This window comes from Thalassospira sp. HJ (assembly GCF_000948415.1).
GTDB lineage: Bacteria > Pseudomonadota > Alphaproteobacteria > Rhodospirillales > Thalassospiraceae > Thalassospira.
In genome coordinates, this window is sequence record NZ_JYII01000006.1 from 165,611 (window position 1) to 186,038 (window position 20,428).

Genomic DNA, 20,428 nt, shown 5'->3' on the forward strand with positions numbered 1-20,428 from the left:
TCCTGGCTGAAAGACCCATACCTATGACCGAAGACCAGACTGCCTCAAAATACCGCGCCATGGTCACAAGCCCGAGCACCGCAGCCAGCGAAGCCGGGGCCAAGGTTCTGCGTGATGGCGGCACCGCGATCGAAGCCGTGGTTGCCACCGCCTCGGTTCTGGCGGTGACCTATCCGCATTTCTGCGGCATTGGCGGCGATGCAGTCTGGATGGTTTCCGATAACAGCGGCAAGGTGCAATCTTTCCTCGGTATCGGTCAGGCGGCTGAAAACGGTGAGAAGACCTTTACCGCCAACAAACCGATCCCGCTGCGCGGTCCGGGCTCAACCCTGACGACCGCCTGCACGGTGGATTCATGGCAGCATGCGCTGGATCACTCCACAAAACACTGGGGTGGGCGCAAAACCCTGGCAGACCTGATCACGCCGGCAATTGATCTGGCAGAACACGGTTTTTCCATCAGCCCGTCGCAGTGTTTCTGGCTTGATTTCCGCAAGGAAGAAATCGCCAACTGGCCGGGCTTCATGGAAATTTTCACCCCGAATGCGCGCATGCCCCATGCCGGTGAAATCTTCCGTCAAACACAACTGGCCAGCAGCCTGAAACGTATTGCTGAATTTGGCGCGCGTGACTTTTACGAAGGTGACCTTGGCGACCAAATCGTCAAAGGCCTGTCTGCCGTCGGCTCCCCGATCACCAAGGCGGATCTGGCGAAAACCCGCACCCGGACAGTCGATGCGGTATCGCTTGAGTATGGGGATGTCACCCTGTTCGCCCCGCCGGCCCCGACGCAAGGTTTGGCAACCCTGATGACCATGGGCGTCTTGCGCGAACTGGGCGCAAAGGAATGGGCCGAAGGCACAGCCGATCACTATCATCTGGTGGTCGAGGCCATCAAACGCGCGTTTCTGAAGCGCGATCAGATTGCCGACCCTGACTTCACCAGCACCGATTTCACAGCCCTTCTCGATCAAGCCGCCTTGGCAGCCGATGCCAAAGACATCTCAACCAGCAAAGCGCTTGATTGGCCGCATCCCTTCCGCCATGGCGATACGGTCTTTCTTGCCGCCAAGGATGCCAATGGCAATTGCGCCAGTGTCCTGCAAAGCACCTATTTCGACTGGGGAAGTGGGGTTGTTGCCGGTGACACCGGCATTGTCTGGCAAAACCGCGGGGCCGCGTTCAGCACCGATCCAAACCATCCGAATGCCTTCGCACCGGGCAAGCTTCCCTTCTATACGCTCAACCCCGGTCTGGCACTCAAGGACGGAAAGCCGCACTTGCTCTATGGGACGCAAGGGGCTGATGGACAACCACAAACCCTTGCCATGTTGCTCACCCGCATGCTTGATTTTGGCCTGTCCCCGCTAGGCGCCCTTACCAAGCCGCGTTTCCTGCTGGGCAAGACGTTTTCCGATACCAATGACAGCCTGAAGCTTGAAGTTGATGCCGGTGATGATGTGTTTGATGAGCTGGCCGCACGCGGTCATATCCTGCGCGCGATTGAGCCGCAAAGTGCGCTTGCCGGTCAAGCCGGGATCATCCGCATTGATCGGGATGGATTTGTCGACGGGGCGCATGATCCGCGCAGCGATGGTATGGCTATCGGCGTCTGAGCCGTTGCCCATACAACGGAAAAGGCCGCGCCCCATAGGCACGGCCTTACCTGTTCCGAAGCTCCCCTTACAATTAAGCTCCGGAAACTCCCCCCATGCAAAAGATGCTAGATGGATCTAGATCGCAAGGTACTGGTCACGCAGTTCCTCGTCATCGAGAACAGCCTGCGCGGTCCCGTCAAAGACGATCTCGCCGCTATCCATGATGATCGCGCGGTCGGCCAGTTTCAGGGCTGCAATCGCATTCTGCTCGACAATAATCGTCGTTATGCCGAGCTTCTTGACGTTTTGCAGGGTCTTTTCAATTTCCTGAACAATGACCGGTGCGAGGCCTTCATACGGTTCATCAAGCAGCAGGATCTTGATGTCACGGGCAAGTGCGCGCCCGATGGCCAACATCTGCTGCTCGCCGCCTGAAAGCGTGATCGCTTCCTGTTGCGCCCTTTCGCCAAGGCGCGGAAACAGTTCATAGATGCGCTGGATCGACCAGCCATGCGGCTCGGCGATCTGAGCAAGTTCGAGGTTCTGCTCAACCGTCATGCCCGGAATGATGCGACGATCTTCTGGCACAAGCTGCAGGCCCAGACGGGCTGCCTGCCATGCCTTCATTTCGTGCAATGGCTGGTGATCAAGCCAGATCTCGCCATGCTTGAGTTCCGGGTCGCCCATGCGCGCGAGGGTGCGAAGCGTTGATGTCTTGCCCGCCCCGTTACGTCCGAGAAGGGCAAGAATTTCGCCCTCGCGGATGTCAAAGGACAGCCCCTGAACGATGTAGCTTTCGCCGTAATAGGCGTGGATGTCATAGACCGAGAAAAAGGCCGGATCGCCACCCTGTTTACGGACGGGTTCCTGTTTTGGCAACGGGCTCATTCTGCTTCCCCTCCGAGATAGGCTTCCTTGACGCGTGGGTCATTGCGGACTTCTTCCGGGGTACCTTCGCAAATGATGGCCCCCTGTGCGAGAACACTGATGCGGTCTGCCAGGCTGAACACAACATGCATGTCATGTTCGATAATCACCTTGGTCATGCCGCGTTCCTTGATCCGCTTGAGAAGATCAATCGTGCGGTTGGTGTCATGGCGCGCCATGCCCGCCGTCGGTTCATCAAGAAGGAACAGTTTCGGATGCTGACCAAGGCACATGGCAAGCTCCAGACGGCGCTTGTCACCACGCGACATGGAACCGGCCAGATGATCCTTGTGGTCAATCAGCCCGACATCCTCAAGAAGGTGTTCGGCATGCTCGCGGACTTCGTTTTCCGAGAACAGGCTTTTGATGAAGTTCATCTTGAAGATGCCTTCACGCTTGGCAAAGGCCGGGACCATCACGTTTTGCAGAAGCGACAGCTCCGGGAAGATTTCCGGCGTCTGGAAAACACGCGCAACACCAAGCTGATTGATCTCGTGCGGTTCTTTGCCAGTCAGAACCTGATCGCCAAGAAGCACACGCCCCCGGCTTGGTGCCAGACGGCCAACAATCACGTTGAGCAATGTCGACTTGCCAGCACCGTTCGGCCCGATGATCGCGTGCACGGTGCCTTCCTTGACCCGAAGGTTGATATCGGAAAGCGCCTGCAGACCGCCAAAGTTCTTGTCGACGTCGGTGACGTCAAGAATGTATTCGGACATGGATCAGACCTCCCCCGCCGATGTTTGTTCTTTTTCTTTGTTTTCATGGCTGTCGGATTTGCCACGGTTGGTGACCAGGCGCGACAGGCGACTGATACCTTCCATGATGCCACCCGGCAGGAAGATCACGATCAGCATGAAGACAAGGCCAAGGGTCAAATGCCAGCCTTCGCCGACAAACAGGCCGACCAGTGATGCCACCGGATGTGCTAGCCAGTCCGGCAGGAAGGAAAAGGCATTCAAAAGAACCGTATCGTTGAAGGCCGAGAAGATGTTCTCGAAATACTTGATGATACCAGCCCCCAGAAGCGGACCAATCAGCGTACCGACACCACCAAGGATCGTGATCAGAACGACCTCGCCCGATGCAGTCCACTGCATGCGCTCTGCCCCTGCCAGCGGATCGGTCACCGCCAGAAGCGAACCGGCCAAACCGGCATACATGCCAGAGATGACAAAGGCGGTCATCAGATACGGACGGGTGCTGAACCCGGTATAGCCCATGCGGTTCTGGTTCGACTTGATCGCGCGCAGCTTAAGCCCGAAGGGCGAGCGGAAAATACGCAAGTAAATGAAGAACGAAATCAGCATCAGGGCCGCACAGATATAGAAGCCCGAGTAACCGATGCCTTCAATCCCGAACAGGTTCGGTGTCGGAAGCGATCCATCAGCAACGATGCCCGACATACGATCAAGAACACGCGGATCAGCCTGTTCAAGCTGCAGACCGGTTTCACCATTGGTGATCGGGGTCAGCACCGAATAGGCCAGGTTATAGGACATCTGTGCAAAGGCCAGTGTTAGGATCGAGAAGTAAATCCCCGAACGACGCAAGGACACAAAGCCGATCGCCAGTGCAAACAGACCCGAAAGGACCGTGCCAAAGATCAATGCCGGAATGACATTCATCGAAAGCAGTTTGAACGACCAGACGGCGGTGTAGGACCCGACACCCAGAAAGGCTGCGTGACCAAAGGACAGATAGCCGGTCAGACCAAACAGAATGTTATAGCCGATGGCGAAGATGCCAAAGATCATGAACTTCTGCATCAGATCGGGATAGGCCGCCCCGAAGGGCTGCAGCCACAGCGGCATGGTCAGGACCACGGCCGACAGGATGGCCATGAAGATCATATCTTTCTTGGGCGAGACGATTTTTGTATTTGACATTTTTTAGCTCTCCATCACGCCCCGGCGTCCCATCAGACCACGCGGACGGGTCAGCAGAATGACGACGGCAACAAGGTAGATGATGATCTGGTCAATCCCGGGGAAGATGTCTTTCACCTCGGTCATGGACGAGAAGGACTGCAGGATCCCCAGCAGGAAGCCAGCGGCCACCGCACCGGGCAAAGAGCCCATACCACCCACAACAACCACGACGAATGACAGCACCAGGAAGTCCATGCCCAGATGGTAATCCGGGGGCAGAACCGGCGTGTACATCACGCCTGCCAGACCCGCGACCACGGCCGCGATGCCAAACACAATCGTAAAGCGACGTTCAATATTGATGCCCAGAAGTTCGACCGTTTCGCGGTCGGCCATCCCGGCGCGCACCACCATCCCGTAGGTGGTGAAATGCAGGAACGAGAACACAAGACCAATGGTCATGAGCGAGAACGCCAGATAAATCAGACGCCACCACGGATAGACCACGGCTTCACCAAGACCAAACAGCGCACCAACGGCTGCAGAACCCGACACAATATCAGGTGCCCCTTGCGGGATCGGGTTTGCGCCAAAGGCGGCCTTGACCACTTCCTGAAGAACAATGGCCAGACCAAAGGTCACAAGAATCTGCTCGGCGTGAGGACGCTTGTAGAAATGTCGGATGAGGAAACGTTCCATGACAATGCCGATAAGCAACATCACCGGTATTGCCAGGATGATCGATAACGGCACCGACCAGTCAATGATCGCCGTACCGGTATCGCCAAACCACAGTTCGAGGTAAGGCGTTTCCTTGTAGGCATCAAAGAAGGTGACCGACTCATCCTTGACCTTGACCGAAAGGGTCAAAAGTTTTTCGAGGGTTACCGCGCAGAATGCGCCCATCATGAAGATGGCGCCATGCGCGAAGTTCACCACGCCAAGCGTGCCGAACACCAGGGTCAGGCCAAGCGCAATCAGTGCATAGGCACCGCCCTTGTCCAGACCGTTCAGGATTTGAAGAAATATAGCGTCCATCAGTTATCCGCCGCGTATTCGTAAGGGGACTTAGTCAAAAGTCGTACAGGCCGAGGCCAGAGGGCAAACGGGCCGACCATTGGGAGATGGCCGGCCCTGCTTGCATCAATGTCGGGAGTATCAGACCTGATACGGACCCAGTTCCCCGCCGAACATATCGGCCGGATATTCGACCTGAGCACGCGGAACGTTTTTAACGACTTCAAGAAGGTCGAAGTTGGACTGCGGGTTTTCTTTACCACGCACAACCAGAACGTCTTTGAAGCACTGGTGGTCTTCTGCACGGTACAGGGTCGGGCCGTTGCCCGCGCCATCGAACTCGAACCCTTCGAGCTGCTTGATGACTTCCCAAGGTGCGAAGGTACCGGCCATTTCGCAGGCGTTTGCATAAAGCAGCGTCTGAACGTAGCAGGTATGGGCAGCCTGGGACGGCGGGAAGCCGTATTCCTGACCGAACGATTTGACAAAGGCCTGCGAGCCGGCGTCGGTCAGCGACCAGTGCCAGTTGGTGGTACCAAGGATACCTTTTGCGGCTTCGCCAGCACCCTGTGCCATCAGGCGGGAATACAGCGGAACAACGATTTCGAAGTTCTTGCCATTCACCTGCTTGTCACGCAGACCGAACTGAACGGCCTGGGTCAGGGAGTTGACCATGTCCTTACCATAGTGGTTCAGGATTAGGACATCTGCGCCAGAGTTCAGAACCGGGGTGATGTACTGCGAGAAGTCACCTGCACCAACCGGGGTACGAACGGTGTTCACAGTTTCCCAACCGATATTCTCGGTCGCGGCCTTGATCGATTCTTCCTGGGTCCAGCCCCAGGTGTAATCGGCCGTCAGGTGGTAAGCGCGGCGCTCATTGCCGTACTCATCAAGCAGAACCGGCGCGATCGCCTGACCGGACATGTAAGCGTTGAAGAAGTGGCGGAAGCCATAACGCTTTTTGTCTTTACCGGTGGTGTCGTTCGAGTGGGTCAGACCCGCCATGAAGATGACGCCCATTTCCTGGCAAAGACCCTGCACGGCAATTGCCACACCAGAGGACGAACCACCGGTGACCATCGCCACATTGTCTTTTTCAATCATACGCTTGGCAGAAGCACGCGCAGCATCGGACTTGGTCTGGGTATCACCGGTCACGAACTCGACCTTCTTGCCGAGGATGCCGTTACCCTTGAGCTCAAGCGGCTTCATGGTATTGAGCATACCACCGTCGCCTTCGCCGTTGATGTGCTTGACTGCAAGCTGATAGGCACGCAATTCGTCAGCACCCTCATCGGCATACGGGCCGGTCTGCGGCACGTTGAAACCGAGTTTGACGCTGGCAGCACTGCCCGGATCGCCACGGAAGGTCTGGGCATGCGCGTTCTTGATGAAATGCATCGGGAAAGTGCCGCCAATGAGGGCTGCACCCGTAGTTGCCGCGGATCCCTTCAGGATCGTACGACGAGATACATTTCCGATAAGCTTAGTCTCCGACATGGTTTTCCTCCCCAATGTCTTGGGATCTGTTTCAGAGAAATCTGAGGCCTGTTTTCTGGTTCGTTTTTTTGTCGACCTGTCAAAACAATGAGGAGCAATTGAAAATGAATCAACACCTAGTTGATATAAAACAACTTTTTTGTAAATATATAGATGAGCAATGTGAAAATTAGTAAATCTTGTCAACAGGTAACACTTTAGTATGGCGCGCCAGGCCCCCATCGGACACCGCATTCGCGGTCGCAGAAAAGACATCGGAATGACCCAGAATGCCCTGGCGAAAGCTGCGGGGATCTCGGCCTCCTACCTTAATCTGATCGAACATAACCGCCGCTCGATCGGGGGCGGATTGCTGATGAGGATTGCCGAGGCGCTTGAAATTCACCCGCACTCATTATCAGGCTCCGAGGAAAGCCGATTGCTGTCTGATCTGGCCGAGGCCGTCTCGGACCCGGTGTTTCGCACCACCCCGGTTGAAAGCCGCGAATTCCCGGCCATGATCGCCGCCGCCCCCGGTATGATCACGGCCTTCCTGTCGCTCTATCGCGCCTATCGCAGTGGTCTTGATGATATCGATGCCTTGTCAGAACGGCTTAGCCACGATCCCTTCCTGACCGAGGCCAGCCATTCAATCCTGACGCGCATTACCTCCATCCGCACGGTGGCCGAGATTTTCGATGATTATGATGATCTGTCACCCGATCAGCGCGCACGCTTTAACGCGACACTGGTGCGGGAATCCCAGCGCCTTGCAGAATCCGCGACCGAGATTTTCAACTTCCTAGAACGTGGCGAGGCCGGCCGTCCGGCCGCCAGCCCGGCCGAGGAAGTCGATGATCTGCTCTATGACAATGCCAACCATTTCCCGACACTCGAAGACCACGCCAACAAGATGCGCCCGATCATTGATCCTGAGGGCGGGCTTTATCTGACCGATCTGATCAATTACCTCGAAGACACGCACAAGACACGGATCGAACGCCTGCCGTCCGAGGACTTCCTGACAAGCGGCTATCAATGGGATGCCAAACGTAACAGCCTGCGCATTTCACGTGCCTTGCCGATCACCTCGGCCCGCTTTCAGGCGGCGCGCACCATCTGCCGACTTGAGGCAGCTGATCCGATCAATGAAATCCTTGATCGCGTCCAGATCGGCAGCAAGGCCGGGCGCGTGCGTGCGTCGGAGGCCCTGATATCCTATGCCGCGGCCGCCTTGTTGCTGCCCTATGACCTGTTTTTGGATGATGCACGCAGCATGCGCCATGACATCGAACTTCTGCAGCAACGTTACGCCGCCAGTTGGGAGCAGATCTGCCACCGCCTGACCACACTCCGCCGTCCAGGGGCAGAAGGCATTCCATTCCATCTTGTACGCACCGACATTGCCGGTAACATTTCCAAACGGTTCTCGGCATCTGGCCTGCAATTGCCGCGTTATGGCGGTGCCTGCCCGCGCTGGGTCGTGCATGAAGCCTATACCGCGCCAGAACGTGTGATCCCGCAATTTGTCCGCCTGCCCGACAACAGCGAATATCTGTTTGTCGCCCGTGCCCTGCGATCAGGTGCCGGCGGGTATGGCGTACCACGCTCGGTCCATTCGGTGATGATCGGCTGTGACACGGCCTTTTCAAGTGATGTGGTCTATGGCGACCGGTTATCGCTTGATCGCCCGGAATCCGCTGTTCCCGTCGGGATTTCATGCCGTCAGTGCCCGCGCGATGACTGTGCCCAACGCGCCTATGAAATGTCCGATGGCACGCCGAAAACAGTTTCGAAATAAGCCGCAATTGGTCCGCAAAGGCGATCACAAGCGTTGCCTTATGTATACAACCCCAAAGTAGCATTATCATTCGGGTCATAAGCCGTTAGGATTGGGAATATAACAATCCGAAAAATCGGGAGAACGTCCTTGAATGAGAGACCAAAGGTCTTGATTGCCGAAGACGAGGAAACCATTGTCGAATCACTCAGCTTTCTGATGGAAAAGGAAGGCTATGACGTCAGCGTTGCCACCGATGGCCGCACGGCGATTTCCATGATCGCGCGCGACATCCCGGATATGGTGTTGCTCGATGTCATGATGCCCGTCTGTGACGGGTTTGAAGTCGTGCGCGCAACGCGTAACGATCCCAATACCCGGCAAATTCCAATCATGATGCTGACCGCCAAAACCCGCGAAGTCGACCGCCGCAAGGGGCTTGAACTTGGCGTGGATGACTTTGTCACCAAGCCGTTTTCGACCCGCGACGTCGTTTCCCGGGTCAAGGCCCTGCTTGAACGCGCGGCAAACTGAAACGCGGTTTCGCGTTCTTCTCCAACCGGCAGGAGGCCCCCATCACACCACCACGCAGACTTACCGAACGCGCCCTTGCGCTGATGCTGGTGGCCTTGATTATCTGGCTGCCGCCGATTGTGGGGATGTTTTCACTCGATGGCACCATCCTTGGCCTGCCGATCCTGTTTGTCTATTTCTTTGCCGGTTGGGGCATCCTGATCGCGCTATGCGCCATTCTGACAAGCGCACTTCGCCACGCCGCCCAGACCGAGAGGAAATAGCCCATGCTATCCTCGGAACTGGTCATCCTTGTCTCGCTGATTTATGTCGGCCTGCTCTATGCGATTGCATGGTGGGGTGACAAGCGCGCACGCGATGGCCATTCCTGGGTCCGCAACCCGACGGTCTATACCCTGTCCATCGCGGTCTATTGCACGTCCTGGACGTTTTATGGCGCGGTCGGCACGGCCGCACGCAACGGGCTTGAGTATCTGACGATCTATCTTGGCCCGACCGTGATCTTTTTGGGCTGGTGGTTCCTGCTACGCAAGATGCTGCGCATTTCCAAGGCGCATCGCATTACTTCGATCGCCGACTTTATCTCTTCACGCTACGGCAAAAGCACGCAGCTTTCCGTCCTTGTCACCCTGATCGCGGTGATCGGCACCACGCCCTATATCGCGCTTCAGCTCAAGGCGATTGCCACCAGTTACACCGTCCTGACGGTCTGGGATCACGGCATGATCGAACCGGTGCGCGAAACCGTCAGCATCTTTTCCGATAGTGGCTTTTGGGCCGCCGTTGGCCTGACGCTGTTTGGCATTCTGTTTGGCACGCGCTTCATTGATGCCGATGAACATCACGAAGGCATGGTGGCTGCCATCGCCTTTGAAAGCCTAGTCAAACTTTTCGCCCTTTTGGCAGTCGGGTTCTTTGTCTGCTTTATCATGTATGACGGGCTTGGGGATCTGTTTGCCCAGTCTGCTGCAAATGCGGATACGGCAAAACTGCTGGTCCTGCCTGAAGATGGCAGTTCGCGCTGGCTGACACTGATGATGCTCTCCATGGCCGCCATCCTGTGTCTGCCGCGCCAGTTTCAGGTCATCATTGTTGAAAATGTCGATGAACGTCACCTCGCCACCGCAAGCTGGGCCTTTCCGCTTTATCTTCTGGCGATGAACCTGTTTGTCCTGCCGATTGCACTGGCTGGGCTTGGGGCGCTTCCGGTCTGGTCAGACCCGGACTTCTTTGTGATTTCCGTACCCCTTTTTGAAAACCAGTCGATGCTGGCCCTTCTGGCCTATGTTGGTGGCCTGTCGGCCAGTACCAGCATGGTGATTGTCGCGACCATTGCGCTCTCGACCATGGTCTGTAACGACCTGATCGTCCCGGCGCTTTTGCGCATTCGCCCGCTACGCCTGACCGAACGCGATGATCTGACCGGGCTTCTGATTTTCATCCGACGCGCCTCCATCGTTGTCGTGGTGTTTATGGGCTTTGCCTATTATCGCTCCGCCGGGGCCAGTGATGCCCTGGCTGAAATCGGTCTGATTTCCTTTGCCGCAATCGCCCAATTCATCCCGATCATGATTGGCGGACTTTACTGGAAGGGCGGGACCCGCACCGGCGCGCAGGTGGCACTCACCATCGGGTTTGCGGTTTGGGGCTATACGCTTCTGCTACCCTCGCTTGCCGATAGTGGATGGATGGACCCGTCGCTTATTCTCAATGGCGCCTTTGGTCATCCATGGCTGCGTCCCGAAAGCCTGTTTGGCCTGACCGATTTCGCCCCTCTGACCCATGCGTTGATCTGGTCGATCTCACTCAACACGGCGGCATATGTCGTGATCAGTCTGTTTACTGAACCAAGCGCATTGGAACGCATTCAGGCAACCCTGTTTGTCGATGCCTTTTCGCGCAAAGGTCAGGATACCGTCATCTGGCGCTCCTCGGCATCGGCCAATGATCTTTATGAACTGGTCGAACGGTTTTTGGGCCGCGATCGTGCCTATCAATCCTTCCGTCAGTTTGATCAAAGCATTGATCCCACCTGGCGCGGCAAGGGCGAAGCCAATGCCGACATGATCGCCTTTACCGAACGGTTACTTGCTGGCTCAATCGGTGCAGCATCGGCACGTGTGATGGTGTCATCTGTTGCCAAGGGCGAAATGGTCAGCCTTGATGAAGTGCTTGAGATCCTTGAAGAAACATCGCACGTCATCGAATATTCCCAACGCCTTGAGCAGAAATCCCATGAGCTTGAACAGGCCGCTGCCGAACTGCGCGCTGCCAACGAACGGCTCAAGGAACTGGACCGGCTCAAGGATGAATTCCTGACCATGGTCAGCCATGAGTTCAGAACACCGCTGACCTCGATCCGGTCATTTTCGGAAATTCTGGTCGATTCCCCGAACCTTGATCCGAAACAGACCGACCGTTTCCTTGAAATCATTGTCCGTGAAAGCGAACGTCTGACGCGCCTGATCGATGATCATCTCGACCTTGCCCGCCTTGAAGCCGGTCATTCCGACTGGCGCGCCGTGGACGTCGATCCGCGTACCGTCCTTGATGAAAGCATTGAGGCTGTCAAAGGCGTATTTGACGCCAAGGGTGTCGTGCTGACCAAGGAATACTCCCGCAATTCGGTGTTGCTGCATGTCGACCGCGACCGGCTGACACAGGTCTTTATCAACCTGCTGTCAAATGCCGCCAAATTCTCCGACCCCGATCATCCCGAGGTATCTGTACGCGGTGAGGCTATGGATGGCGGCTATCTGGTGTCGATCACCGATAACGGCAAGGGTGTGGCTGCCAACGAGCTTGAGATCATCTTTGACAAATTCTCGCGCGGCGGCAAATACGCCGATGACAAACCAAAGCCGTCTGGCTCTGGCCTTGGTCTGGCAATCGCCAAGCATGTCGTGGAACATTGCCAGGGCAAGATATGGGCCGAAAGCCCGGCAGGCCATGGTGCCACCTTCCGCGTCTTCATCCCCGGCGAGATGATGGAGGCGGTTGATCCTGCCAAGCCCGATAGCTTCGCCAAGTAATTTGGCTTTCCGAATCAAAAAGGGCGCGCAAAGCAAACCTTGCGCGCCTTTCCTTATTGCGATGATCGCAATGCTTATTTCATCACTTACTTCATGGTGGGCATGACGAATTCAGCACCCTTGCGAATGCCGGTCGGCCAGCGCGAAGTGATGGTTTTAAGCTTGGTATAGAAGCGTACACCTTCCGGACCATGCATGTGATGATCGCCAAACAGCGATGCTTTCCAGCCACCAAACGAATGGAAGGCCATCGGGACCGGGATCGGCACGTTGATGCCAACCATGCCCGTCTGGGTACGGGCCGCAAATTCACGCGCGGTGTCACCATCGCGGGTGAAGATCGCGGTACCGTTGCCATATTCATGGTCATCAACAAGGTTGGCAGCGGTTTCGAAGTCGTCGGTACGAACAACCGACAGAACCGGGCCAAAGATCTCTTCCTTATAAATGCTCATATCCGGGGTGACGTCATCAAACAGCGTGCCACCAACGAAGTAGCCATCTTCATAGCCCTGCAGCTTGATGTCTCGGCCATCAACCACGAGCTTGGCACCTTCTTCGACACCTTTGTTGATATAACCAACAACCTTGTCGCGATGTGCGGCAGTCACCAGCGGGCCCATTTCAGCCGCCGGATCCGTACCCGGTGCGACGCGCAGTTCATTGATACGCGGAACCAGTTTCTCGATCAGGGTATCGGCGGTTTCCTTACCGACCGGAACGGCAACCGAAATCGCCATGCAACGCTCGCCAGCCGAACCGTAAGCAGCGCCCATCAGGGCATCAACCGCCTGATCCATGTCGGCATCCGGCATGATGATCATGTGGTTTTTCGCACCACCCAGCGCCTGGCAACGTTTGCCTTGGGCTGTCGCAGTTTCATAGATGTATTTGGCAATCGGGGTGGAGCCGACAAAGCTGATGGCTGATACGTCCGGATCAAACAGAAGCGCATCAACGGCTTCCTTGTCACCCTGAACAACGTTGAACACGCCATCCGGGAGACCAGCTTCGGTCAGCCATTCTGCCAGCAGAAGCGACGCAGACGGATCACGTTCCGACGGCTTCAGGATAAAGCAGTTACCGCACGCAAGGGCGACCGGGAACATCCACATCGGCACCATGGCCGGGAAGTTGAACGGCGTGATACCGGCAACGATGCCAAGCGGCTGACGGACTGAGTGGCTATCAACCTTGGTCCCGACATTCTCGGTGAACTCACCCTTAAGCAACTGCGGTGCACCGGTTGCGAACTCAACAACCTCGATCCCGCGGGTGACTTCACCCAGCGCATCGGACAGAACCTTGCCATGCTCGGCCGTAATGGCGGCAGCAAGTTCTTCGGAACGCTCTTCGAGGATACCAAGGAATTTATTCAGAATTCGCGCACGGCGCAGCGGCGTGGTTGCGGCCCATTCGGCTGCAACAGCCGATGCGGATTCAACAGCGGCACGGACTTCGGCCTTGGATGCCAGATCCACGGTCGCGCTCTCTGCCCCCGTTGCCGGGTTGAAGACCGGTGCGGAACGGCCGGACGTGCCGGCAACGCGTTTGCCGTTGATATAATGGGTAAGTTGGGTTGCCATTGGGTTTCTCCCGATAAACCTGATGATCAGTGGGACGATCTTAATATAAGTGGGGGCTTTTCCCCTAGGGTCAGGACCTATTAATTTGGTTTGAATGGTTAAACAGATTTGTGCGGATACGCGGAGTAAAACTGCAGGAAGATATTTATCTTTCAAAGTTTTACGACAAAGCAGCCCGTGCAAATCCGATTAATCCGGAGGACAGACGTTATATTTGCAAACTCCAGCGTCAAACCCCTTGTCCGGGATGCCGACCCGACCGGCGGGCTTTTCCTTGGATTTCGCAAATATAACGTCTGCCATTCAAATCAAATTAATAGGTCCTGACCCTAATAACCTGATCGCATTATGACTATGCACAGGGATGCACATCAATTATCATTTCCGCAAATTCGATGTGCAGAAATTAAAGTCACCGCAGGACCACACCCGTCATGGATTGGGATCGCTTCCGCATCTTCCTCGCTGTCGCCAGACATGGTCAGATTTTGGCGGCGGCCCGCCAGCTTGGCCTCAACCACGCAACAGTGGGCCGCCAACTGACCGCCCTTGAGAAGGAACTTGGCACCAAGCTGATCGAACGGCGCACCACCGGATCGGACCTGACCCCGGCAGGACAGGAATTGATGCAGGCGGCAGAGGCCGCAGAATCTGCCTTCCTGCGTGCTGGCACCGCCGTTTCAAACCAGTCCGAACTCATCAGTGGCACCGTCCGCGTCGGCGTCCCTGATGGATTGGGTAACTATTTTCTGGCAAGTGAGTTGGCTCACTTTGCATCCAACCACCCGGACCTTGTCATTCAGCTGGTGCCGCTGCCCCGGACATTTTCACTATCCCAACGCGAAGCCGATATCGCCATCACCCTTGATCGCCCCAAACAGGGCCGCTTGGTGATCCGCAAACTCACCGACTACACGCTTAGCGTCTATGCCACCAAATCCTATATCGAACGCTTTGGCGCGGTTGAAACCGAGGCCGATCTGACAGACCGCCTGTTTGTCACCCATATCGAAGACCTGATTTACAGCCGTGCGCTCGATTACGCCGCCCGCCTTGGCAAGCTGATGAAACGCCGCTTTGAATGCGGCAGCGTGGTCGCCCAGATGGAGGCTGTGCGCAACGGATATGGCATCGGCATCCTGCACGACTACGCCACCGAAGGCATCCCCGACCTAGTCCGCCTGCTCCCCGAAATCCGCTTTACCCGCAACTACTGGATGCTCCAGCACCCCGATACCAAGGACACGCGGAGTGTTGCTGCGATTGCCGAGCATATAACGCGGGTCGTGCGTGGGGCACGTGATAGGTTTGTGATAGGCTAAGCCCGTCATTATACGAAACCATACCATGCACCAATTGGCAGCGACCAAGGATACCATCAATATAGTCGAGATTGTAAAATCTGGAGTTTACCCCGATGGCGTCAGTTCCAAACTTTTCTGCAAACCAAATTGAACAAATTAGTCGCATCTTGGGAGACATCTCTTCAGGCTCCAAAATTACGTCTACTCTGACAGCACTCGGAATAGAAGACACGTCGTCAGAAAGCACAAAATGGCGAAGGCTCAATCATATTTTTCTGCACTACAAACGGCGAGATGGAGCTGGGAGTAAGCTTATTGATTATGTTCGCAGTGTCTTGAACCCTGCTGGCTTCGTAGATGACTCTGATCTTTTTGAAGATACCCGACAAAAACTAAATGCAGTCTTGGCGTTCTCTGGCCCGCACTACACCCAAGAAGGAGATTTTCACCATACCACCGCTGCAAAGACGATTGATGAGGCTCACCAACGAGCCAAAACATTGCAGGGTAAATTTCGCGGACGACGGATTCATGCAGAGGTAGAGAAATATTGCCGCCCAGAACTCCTGCAACAAAATTATTTTCACGCGGTGTTTGAAGCCTCTAAGGGACTAGCTCAACGGATAAGAGAGCTTTCCGGTATAGATGGTGATGGGGCCGCGCTAGTTGACAAAGTATTCTCGGTAGAGCGCCCGATATTAGCTTTCAACACACTTACTTCTGAGACAGAAAAATCAGAACATAAAGGATTTGCATCCCTGTTGAAGGGCTGCTTTGCCGCCGTGCGAAACCCCTTAGCTCACGAACCAAAACTGCTTTGGAAAGGCGAAGATGATGCAGCCGACTATTTGTCTCTGATTTCGCTACTCCATCGAAAACTAGATGATTGTGTCGGGACAGGATTCAAACCCTAGATTTACATAGCTCCAATTGCAGGCGAAAACCCTCCAGCAGCTCAATCAGTCTTCAGTGGCGCCCTGCTCTGCTCATTCCCTGCAGCAATGGCCTTCGCCATCAAACGCAGCAGTTCTGACTGCTCTGCCCCATCCAAACCGGCCAGCATGCTTTTCTGGGCTTGCAGGACGGCGGGGCTGACTTTGGCGAAGATGTCGCAGCCCGTGTCGGTCAGATGGAGTTCGCGGGCACGGCGGTCGCGGGTGCTAACAACGCGTTCGATATAGCCTTTCTGCACCAGACGGTCGACGACGCCGGTGATGGTCGCGCGGTCATAGGCGATCAGGCCAGCCAGAGTCGCCTGGTCCACACCATCAATCTCGGCGATTTTGGCCATGGCGGCATATTGCACCGGCGTCAGGTCGACCCCGGTCTTGGCGACCTCGGCGTGGAAGATTGCCACAGCAATCTGTTGAAAACGCCGGATAAGATGGCCTGGCATCTGATCCACTTCACTCACGCGCACCTCCTGATCGGGCCGTTAACTTGACAGCCCGATTAATAGTAAGCATACTTATCATTAGTATACAAATTATATAACAATCCGTAGTGCCTGTTATTTCGCAACTTCGGAGATTTGTCCAATTCGGAGGAACAATCATGCAATTCCATCTCGACGGTTTTCGCGCTGGTGACCCGACCATCGAACCGGTCAACACGCAAAGCAATGCGTTGCAAGGCGACGCCCTGCCCAAGGAGGTGGATGTCCTGATTGTTGGCAACGGCCCGGCGGGCCTGACCCTTGCCGCGCAATTGGCAGCCTTCCCCAACATCACGACCCGTATCGTTGATCAGAAAGATGGTCCGATGGAATTGGGTCAGGCCGATGGCATTGCTTGTCGCACGATCGAGATGTTCAATGCCTTCGGATTTGCCGAGCGGGTATTGAAAGAAGCCTATTGGGTCAATGAGGTTTCCTTCTGGAAGCCCGATCCGGCAGATCGCAGCAAGATTACCCGAACTGATACCATTCAGGACACCGAAGATGGTCTTTCGGAGTTCCCGCATCTCATCCTTAACCAGGCGCGCGTGCATGATTTCTATCTTGATGTCATGCGCAATGCCCCAAACCGGTTGGAGCCGGATTATTCCCGCCAGGTGATTGATGTTGCCATTGATCCGAAGGCGGGCACCAAAAGCAGCCCCAGCCACCCGGTAACTGTGACTCTGGAGCGCACCGATCCCGATCACGCCGGGCAGCGCGAAACCGTCAAGGCGCGCTATGTTGTTGGCTGTGACGGGGCGCGCAGTGCCGTGCGCAAATCATTGGGCCGCGAGTTGCGCGGGGATTCCGCCCATCAGGCATGGGGGGTTATGGATGTGTTATGCGTCACCGACTTCCCCGACATCCGCAAAAAGGCGACCATTCATTCCGCCAATGAGGGCAACGTCCTGATCATCCCGCGCGAAGGCGGTTATCTGGTGCGTTTGTATGTCGAGCTCGACAAACTGACCGAGGGCGAACGCGTTGCCAGCCGCAACATCACATCAGACCATCTGATTGCTGCCGCCCAGCGCATCCTGCATCCCTATACGCTTGATGTGAAGGAAATCGCCTGGTGGTCGGTCTACGAAATCGGGCAGCGTCTGTGTGACAAGTTCGACAACCTCAATGGCGAGGCATCCGCCACCCGCATTCCGAATGTGTTTATTGCCGGTGACGCCTGCCATACCCATAGCCCCAAGGCCGGTCAGGGCATGAATGTTTCGATGCAGGATACCTTTAATCTTGGCTGGAAACTGGCGGGTGTTCTGGAAGGCCGGATCAAGCCGGAAATCCTCCACAGCTATTCCGAGGAACGCCAAACGATCGCCAAGGAACTAATCGATTTTGACGGCAAGTTCGCCAAGATGTTCAGCGCCCGTCCGAACGAGGATGGCAAAGCTGATAGCAATGGCGTTGATCCGAAGGAATTCCAGAAATACTTCGTCCAGCAGGGCCGCTTTACCGCCGGCACCGCCACCCGATATACGCCATCCGTCCTGACCGGGCCGGATACCCATCAGGAGCTGGCAAAAGGGCTTGTCATTGGCATGCGTTTCCACTCCGCACCGGTCGTACGCCTGTCGGATGCCAAGCCGGTACATCTTGGACATTGCGCCAAGGCCGACGGGCGCTGGCGTCTTTATGCCTTTGCCAGCAAGGATGATCGGGGGCAGCCGGGATCAGATATTCATGCACTGTGTGATTTCCTGCAAACCGCCCCGATTTCGCCAATGGTGAAGTTCAACCGCAAGGGTGATGACCAAGACGGCGTTCTTGATGTCCGCGCGATCTTCCAACAGCCCCACCGTAGCCTTGCGATCGAAGCCATGCCAAAGCTACTGCTGCCGCGCAAAGGCAAATATGGCTTGGTTGATTATGAAAAGATCTATTGCCCGGATCTGAAATCAGGGGACGACATCTTTGACATGCGCGGCATTGATCATGATCACGGCTGCATGGTTCTGGTCCGTCCGGATCAGTATATTTCCCATGTCCTGCCGCTTGATGCCTATGGGGCGCTCAGTGCGTTTTTAAACAATATCCTGATCGCCCGGAACGGGGCGTAATCAGCAACAATTTCCGACCGAGCAAACAAAATAAAAGCCCGTTCAGTTCTGAACGGGCTTTTTAAATCAACAATACTTGACCATCGGTCACTTATTGCGCCAATCAATTTCGAAACTGGTCTTCGGCGACAGGGTCCGAAGCTTGTCTTCGAAATAGGCCTGCATTTCAGCAAGGCTGTCTTCGTCGGCTGCTGACATTGCGACAGTCAGAAACAGCGAGGTCGCGCTCAGCTCGCATGCGCCTTTTTCAAACGCCAGAATTCCGGCATCGGGCTTGCGCAGGGTTGCTTTTACGTCTTCGCTACGTGCCTGCAGCATCAGACCTTTGAGGTAGCAGGGCGCGCTGCGCAGATAGATATCCGCGAATGCGAAGCTATCGGCGTCGCTCTGCTGTTTGGACGTATGGGCAGCAGGGGAGGTCTGATCACCCGAAACATCCAATGATTTGACCGCATCGGGCCAAGCGTCGTTCACTTTGATCGCCAGGTTAGACATGTGCATCACCAATCCTTTAAGGGCGCAATATGCGCACGGTATCCCCATACCCCTTGGACACGCATTTCACATTGCTTACAGCGCTGAACAATAATGAATATTGGTCATTTATTGCACAACTCAGGACAACGTCAATGCACTTTGTGATGACAAAAATGTTAGAAATCGGGCAAGCTGCAAGTCTTCCGGCTGAGATTTTCCTAAATTCTCAGCAGTACATCCGCAGAATTACGCAAATTTCGACAGAAAACCTCGCACTTACAAAGGCATGTGTCCGAGATCACATTGGTGTGAAATGGCCCTGCTTTATGCTTCCCGCTATTTGCATGGCTGGGTTGCTTAGCCCTGAACGACGCTTTGGCGCTGTGCCCCAAGCCCGTCGATTGCCAATTCCATCACGTCACCGGGCTTGAGGAAGACTTGTGGGTTCTGTCCCATGCCAACACCCGGGGGCGTTCCGGTCGAAATGATATCACCGGGCTGCAGGCTCATGAAACGGGACAGATAACTGATCACGAATGCCACGCCATAGGCCATGGTTTTGGTGCTGCCGTCCTGATAGCGCTTGCCATTGACATCAAGCCACATGGCAAGGTTTTGCGGATCAGGAACCTCGTCACGGGTCACCAGCCACGGGCCAATCGGGCCGAAAGTATCGGCACTTTTGCCCTTCTTCACCCACTGACCGGAATGCTCAAGCTGAAAGGCCCGCTCGGAGATGTCATTGGTCAGGCAATAGCCTGCGACATAATCAAGCGCATCGGCCTCATCGACATACTTGGCCTGCTTGCCAATCACCACGCCAAGCTCGACCTCCCAGTCAGTCTTGGTCGAGCCACGCGGGATTTCAATATTGTCATTCGGCCCACACACGGCTGAGGTTGCCTTGAAAAACACGATCGGTTCGGGCGGCAGCTCCATCCCGGCCTCTGCGGCGTGGTCGGAATAATTAAGCCCGATGCAAATGAACTTGCCCGGACGCCCGACACAGGGCCCGATGCGCGGATCGCCTGAAACCACCGGAAGGCTTTCGGGATCAATTGCGGCAATGCGTGCGAACGTTTCGTCCGAAATTGTGGTCGGATCAATATCACCAATCACCCCTGACAGATCGCGCATGACACCACCCGCATCACAAAGCCCGGGTTTTTCCGCCCCCTTGGGGCCATAACGCAAAAGCTTCATGATCTGATTTCTCCTGATGGCGTGGCGTAATCACTTCCGGCCTTGCAACTGTGCAAATCCCGCAAAAAGAATGACTTATTCCTCATACCATAGTGATGTCACATCCGGCT

The 20,428-nt window shown here is 55.6% G+C and carries 17 protein-coding genes; 8 read left to right on the top strand and 9 right to left on the bottom strand.

Going from position 1 to position 20,428, the window contains the following annotated elements; all coding sequences use genetic code 11:
- The first annotated feature begins 23 nt into the window (after positions 1 to 23).
- Positions 24 to 1,616, top strand: a complete 1,593-nt coding sequence (locus tag UF64_RS02740) for a gamma-glutamyltransferase family protein (protein ID WP_082049471.1) — start codon at positions 24 to 26, stop codon at positions 1,614 to 1,616.
- A 117-nt stretch (positions 1,617 to 1,733) separates the two neighbouring features.
- Here UF64_RS02740 and UF64_RS02745 read toward each other — a convergent pair whose 3' ends face one another.
- The 5 genes from UF64_RS02745 to UF64_RS02765 form a co-directional block, all read right to left on the bottom strand.
- Positions 1,734 to 2,486 (bottom strand): ABC transporter ATP-binding protein, encoded by a 753-nt coding sequence (locus UF64_RS02745; protein WP_044827081.1) that lies wholly within the window; start codon positions 2,484 to 2,486, stop codon positions 1,734 to 1,736.
- Positions 2,483 to 3,244 (bottom strand): ABC transporter ATP-binding protein, encoded by a 762-nt coding sequence (locus tag UF64_RS02750; protein WP_044827082.1) that lies wholly within the window; start codon positions 3,242 to 3,244, stop codon positions 2,483 to 2,485. Before UF64_RS02750 ends, UF64_RS02745 begins: the two co-directional genes overlap by 4 nt.
- Before the next feature lie 3 nt (positions 3,245 to 3,247).
- The gene (locus tag UF64_RS02755; protein ID WP_044827083.1) at positions 3,248 to 4,414 is read right to left on the bottom strand and encodes a branched-chain amino acid ABC transporter permease; all 1,167 of its coding nucleotides are present in this window, start codon (positions 4,412 to 4,414) and stop codon (positions 3,248 to 3,250) included.
- 3 nt (positions 4,415 to 4,417) lie between these two features.
- Positions 4,418 to 5,434 (bottom strand): branched-chain amino acid ABC transporter permease, encoded by a 1,017-nt coding sequence (locus tag UF64_RS02760; RefSeq protein WP_044827084.1) that lies wholly within the window; start codon positions 5,432 to 5,434, stop codon positions 4,418 to 4,420.
- Positions 5,435 to 5,554: 120 nt separating this feature from the next.
- Positions 5,555 to 6,916, bottom strand: coding sequence for an ABC transporter substrate-binding protein (locus UF64_RS02765; protein ID WP_082049473.1), 1,362 nt, complete (start codon positions 6,914 to 6,916; stop codon positions 5,555 to 5,557).
- A 202-nt stretch (positions 6,917 to 7,118) separates the two neighbouring features.
- Here UF64_RS02765 and UF64_RS02770 point away from each other — a divergent pair, with 202 nt between their 5' ends.
- From UF64_RS02770 to UF64_RS02785, 4 genes are all read left to right on the top strand, one after another.
- Positions 7,119 to 8,696 carry a helix-turn-helix domain-containing protein gene (locus UF64_RS02770; protein ID WP_044827085.1) on the top strand — a complete coding sequence of 526 codons (1,578 nt, stop codon included), beginning with the start codon at positions 7,119 to 7,121 and terminating at the stop codon, positions 8,694 to 8,696.
- Positions 8,697 to 8,825: 129 nt separating this feature from the next.
- Positions 8,826 to 9,209, top strand: coding sequence for a response regulator (locus UF64_RS02775; RefSeq protein ID WP_044827086.1), 384 nt, complete (start codon positions 8,826 to 8,828; stop codon positions 9,207 to 9,209).
- A gap of 83 nt (positions 9,210 to 9,292) precedes the next feature.
- Positions 9,293 to 9,472 carry a hypothetical protein gene (locus UF64_RS20490; RefSeq protein ID WP_044827087.1) on the top strand — a complete coding sequence of 60 codons (180 nt, stop codon included), beginning with the start codon at positions 9,293 to 9,295 and terminating at the stop codon, positions 9,470 to 9,472.
- Between the two features lie 3 nt (positions 9,473 to 9,475).
- Positions 9,476 to 12,241 (top strand): sensor histidine kinase, encoded by a 2,766-nt coding sequence (locus tag UF64_RS02785; RefSeq protein ID WP_044827088.1) that lies wholly within the window; start codon positions 9,476 to 9,478, stop codon positions 12,239 to 12,241.
- A gap of 86 nt (positions 12,242 to 12,327) precedes the next feature.
- Here UF64_RS02785 and UF64_RS02790 read toward each other — a convergent pair whose 3' ends face one another.
- A complete protein-coding gene (locus tag UF64_RS02790; protein WP_044827089.1) occupies positions 12,328 to 13,827 on the bottom strand; it encodes a CoA-acylating methylmalonate-semialdehyde dehydrogenase in 1,500 nt (499 codons plus the stop codon).
- A gap of 434 nt (positions 13,828 to 14,261) precedes the next feature.
- Here UF64_RS02790 and UF64_RS02795 point away from each other — a divergent pair, with 434 nt between their 5' ends.
- Together UF64_RS02795 and UF64_RS02800 are read left to right on the top strand one after the other, a co-directional pair.
- Positions 14,262 to 15,149: a LysR family transcriptional regulator gene (locus tag UF64_RS02795; RefSeq protein ID WP_044827090.1), complete on the top strand. Its 888-nt coding sequence runs from the start codon at positions 14,262 to 14,264 to the stop codon at positions 15,147 to 15,149.
- A 95-nt stretch (positions 15,150 to 15,244) separates the two neighbouring features.
- Positions 15,245 to 16,045, top strand: a complete 801-nt coding sequence (locus UF64_RS02800) for a TIGR02391 family protein (RefSeq protein WP_044827091.1) — start codon at positions 15,245 to 15,247, stop codon at positions 16,043 to 16,045.
- Positions 16,046 to 16,086: 41 nt separating this feature from the next.
- Here the strand turns inward: UF64_RS02800 and UF64_RS02805 are convergent, their stop codons facing one another.
- Complete coding sequence (locus tag UF64_RS02805; RefSeq protein WP_044827092.1) at positions 16,087 to 16,545, bottom strand: MarR family winged helix-turn-helix transcriptional regulator; 459 nt, start codon at positions 16,543 to 16,545, stop codon at positions 16,087 to 16,089.
- Between the two features lie 140 nt (positions 16,546 to 16,685).
- Here UF64_RS02805 and UF64_RS02810 point away from each other — a divergent pair, with 140 nt between their 5' ends.
- Positions 16,686 to 18,638, top strand: a complete 1,953-nt coding sequence (locus UF64_RS02810) for an FAD-binding monooxygenase (RefSeq protein ID WP_044827093.1) — start codon at positions 16,686 to 16,688, stop codon at positions 18,636 to 18,638.
- Between the two features lie 87 nt (positions 18,639 to 18,725).
- On the opposite strand, the gene UF64_RS02815 is transcribed toward UF64_RS02810, so the two are convergent.
- Positions 18,726 to 19,112 carry a DUF2218 domain-containing protein gene (locus UF64_RS02815; RefSeq protein ID WP_235284941.1) on the bottom strand — a complete coding sequence of 129 codons (387 nt, stop codon included), beginning with the start codon at positions 19,110 to 19,112 and terminating at the stop codon, positions 18,726 to 18,728.
- Between the two features lie 360 nt (positions 19,113 to 19,472).
- Entirely contained in the window at positions 19,473 to 20,318 is an 846-nt protein-coding gene (locus tag UF64_RS02820) for a fumarylacetoacetate hydrolase family protein (protein WP_044827095.1), read from the bottom strand.
- Positions 20,319 to 20,428: the final 110 nt, after the last annotated feature.

Bases quoted from the DNA above. Each gene is read 5' to 3' on its own strand.
- UF64_RS02745 (WP_044827081.1), bottom strand. From the start codon at position 2,486: ATGAGCCCGTTGCCAAAACAGGAACCCGTCCGTAAACAGGGTGGCGAT.
- UF64_RS02810 (WP_044827093.1), top strand. From the start codon at position 16,686: ATGCAATTCCATCTCGACGGTTTTCGCGCTGGTGACCCGACCATCGAA.
- UF64_RS02800 (WP_044827091.1), top strand. From the start codon at position 15,245: ATGGCGTCAGTTCCAAACTTTTCTGCAAACCAAATTGAACAAATTAGT.
- UF64_RS02770 (WP_044827085.1), top strand. From the start codon at position 7,119: ATGGCGCGCCAGGCCCCCATCGGACACCGCATTCGCGGTCGCAGAAAA.
- UF64_RS02750 (WP_044827082.1), bottom strand. From the start codon at position 3,244: ATGTCCGAATACATTCTTGACGTCACCGACGTCGACAAGAACTTTGGC.
- UF64_RS02795 (WP_044827090.1), top strand. From the start codon at position 14,262: ATGGATTGGGATCGCTTCCGCATCTTCCTCGCTGTCGCCAGACATGGT.
- UF64_RS02785 (WP_044827088.1), top strand. From the start codon at position 9,476: ATGCTATCCTCGGAACTGGTCATCCTTGTCTCGCTGATTTATGTCGGC.
- UF64_RS02820 (WP_044827095.1), bottom strand. From the start codon at position 20,318: ATGAAGCTTTTGCGTTATGGCCCCAAGGGGGCGGAAAAACCCGGGCTT.
- UF64_RS02760 (WP_044827084.1), bottom strand. From the start codon at position 5,434: ATGGACGCTATATTTCTTCAAATCCTGAACGGTCTGGACAAGGGCGGT.
- UF64_RS20490 (WP_044827087.1), top strand. From the start codon at position 9,293: ATGCTGGTGGCCTTGATTATCTGGCTGCCGCCGATTGTGGGGATGTTT.
- UF64_RS02790 (WP_044827089.1), bottom strand. From the start codon at position 13,827: ATGGCAACCCAACTTACCCATTATATCAACGGCAAACGCGTTGCCGGC.
- UF64_RS02740 (WP_082049471.1), top strand. From the start codon at position 24: ATGACCGAAGACCAGACTGCCTCAAAATACCGCGCCATGGTCACAAGC.
- UF64_RS02755 (WP_044827083.1), bottom strand. From the start codon at position 4,414: ATGTCAAATACAAAAATCGTCTCGCCCAAGAAAGATATGATCTTCATG.
- UF64_RS02765 (WP_082049473.1), bottom strand. From the start codon at position 6,916: ATGTCGGAGACTAAGCTTATCGGAAATGTATCTCGTCGTACGATCCTG.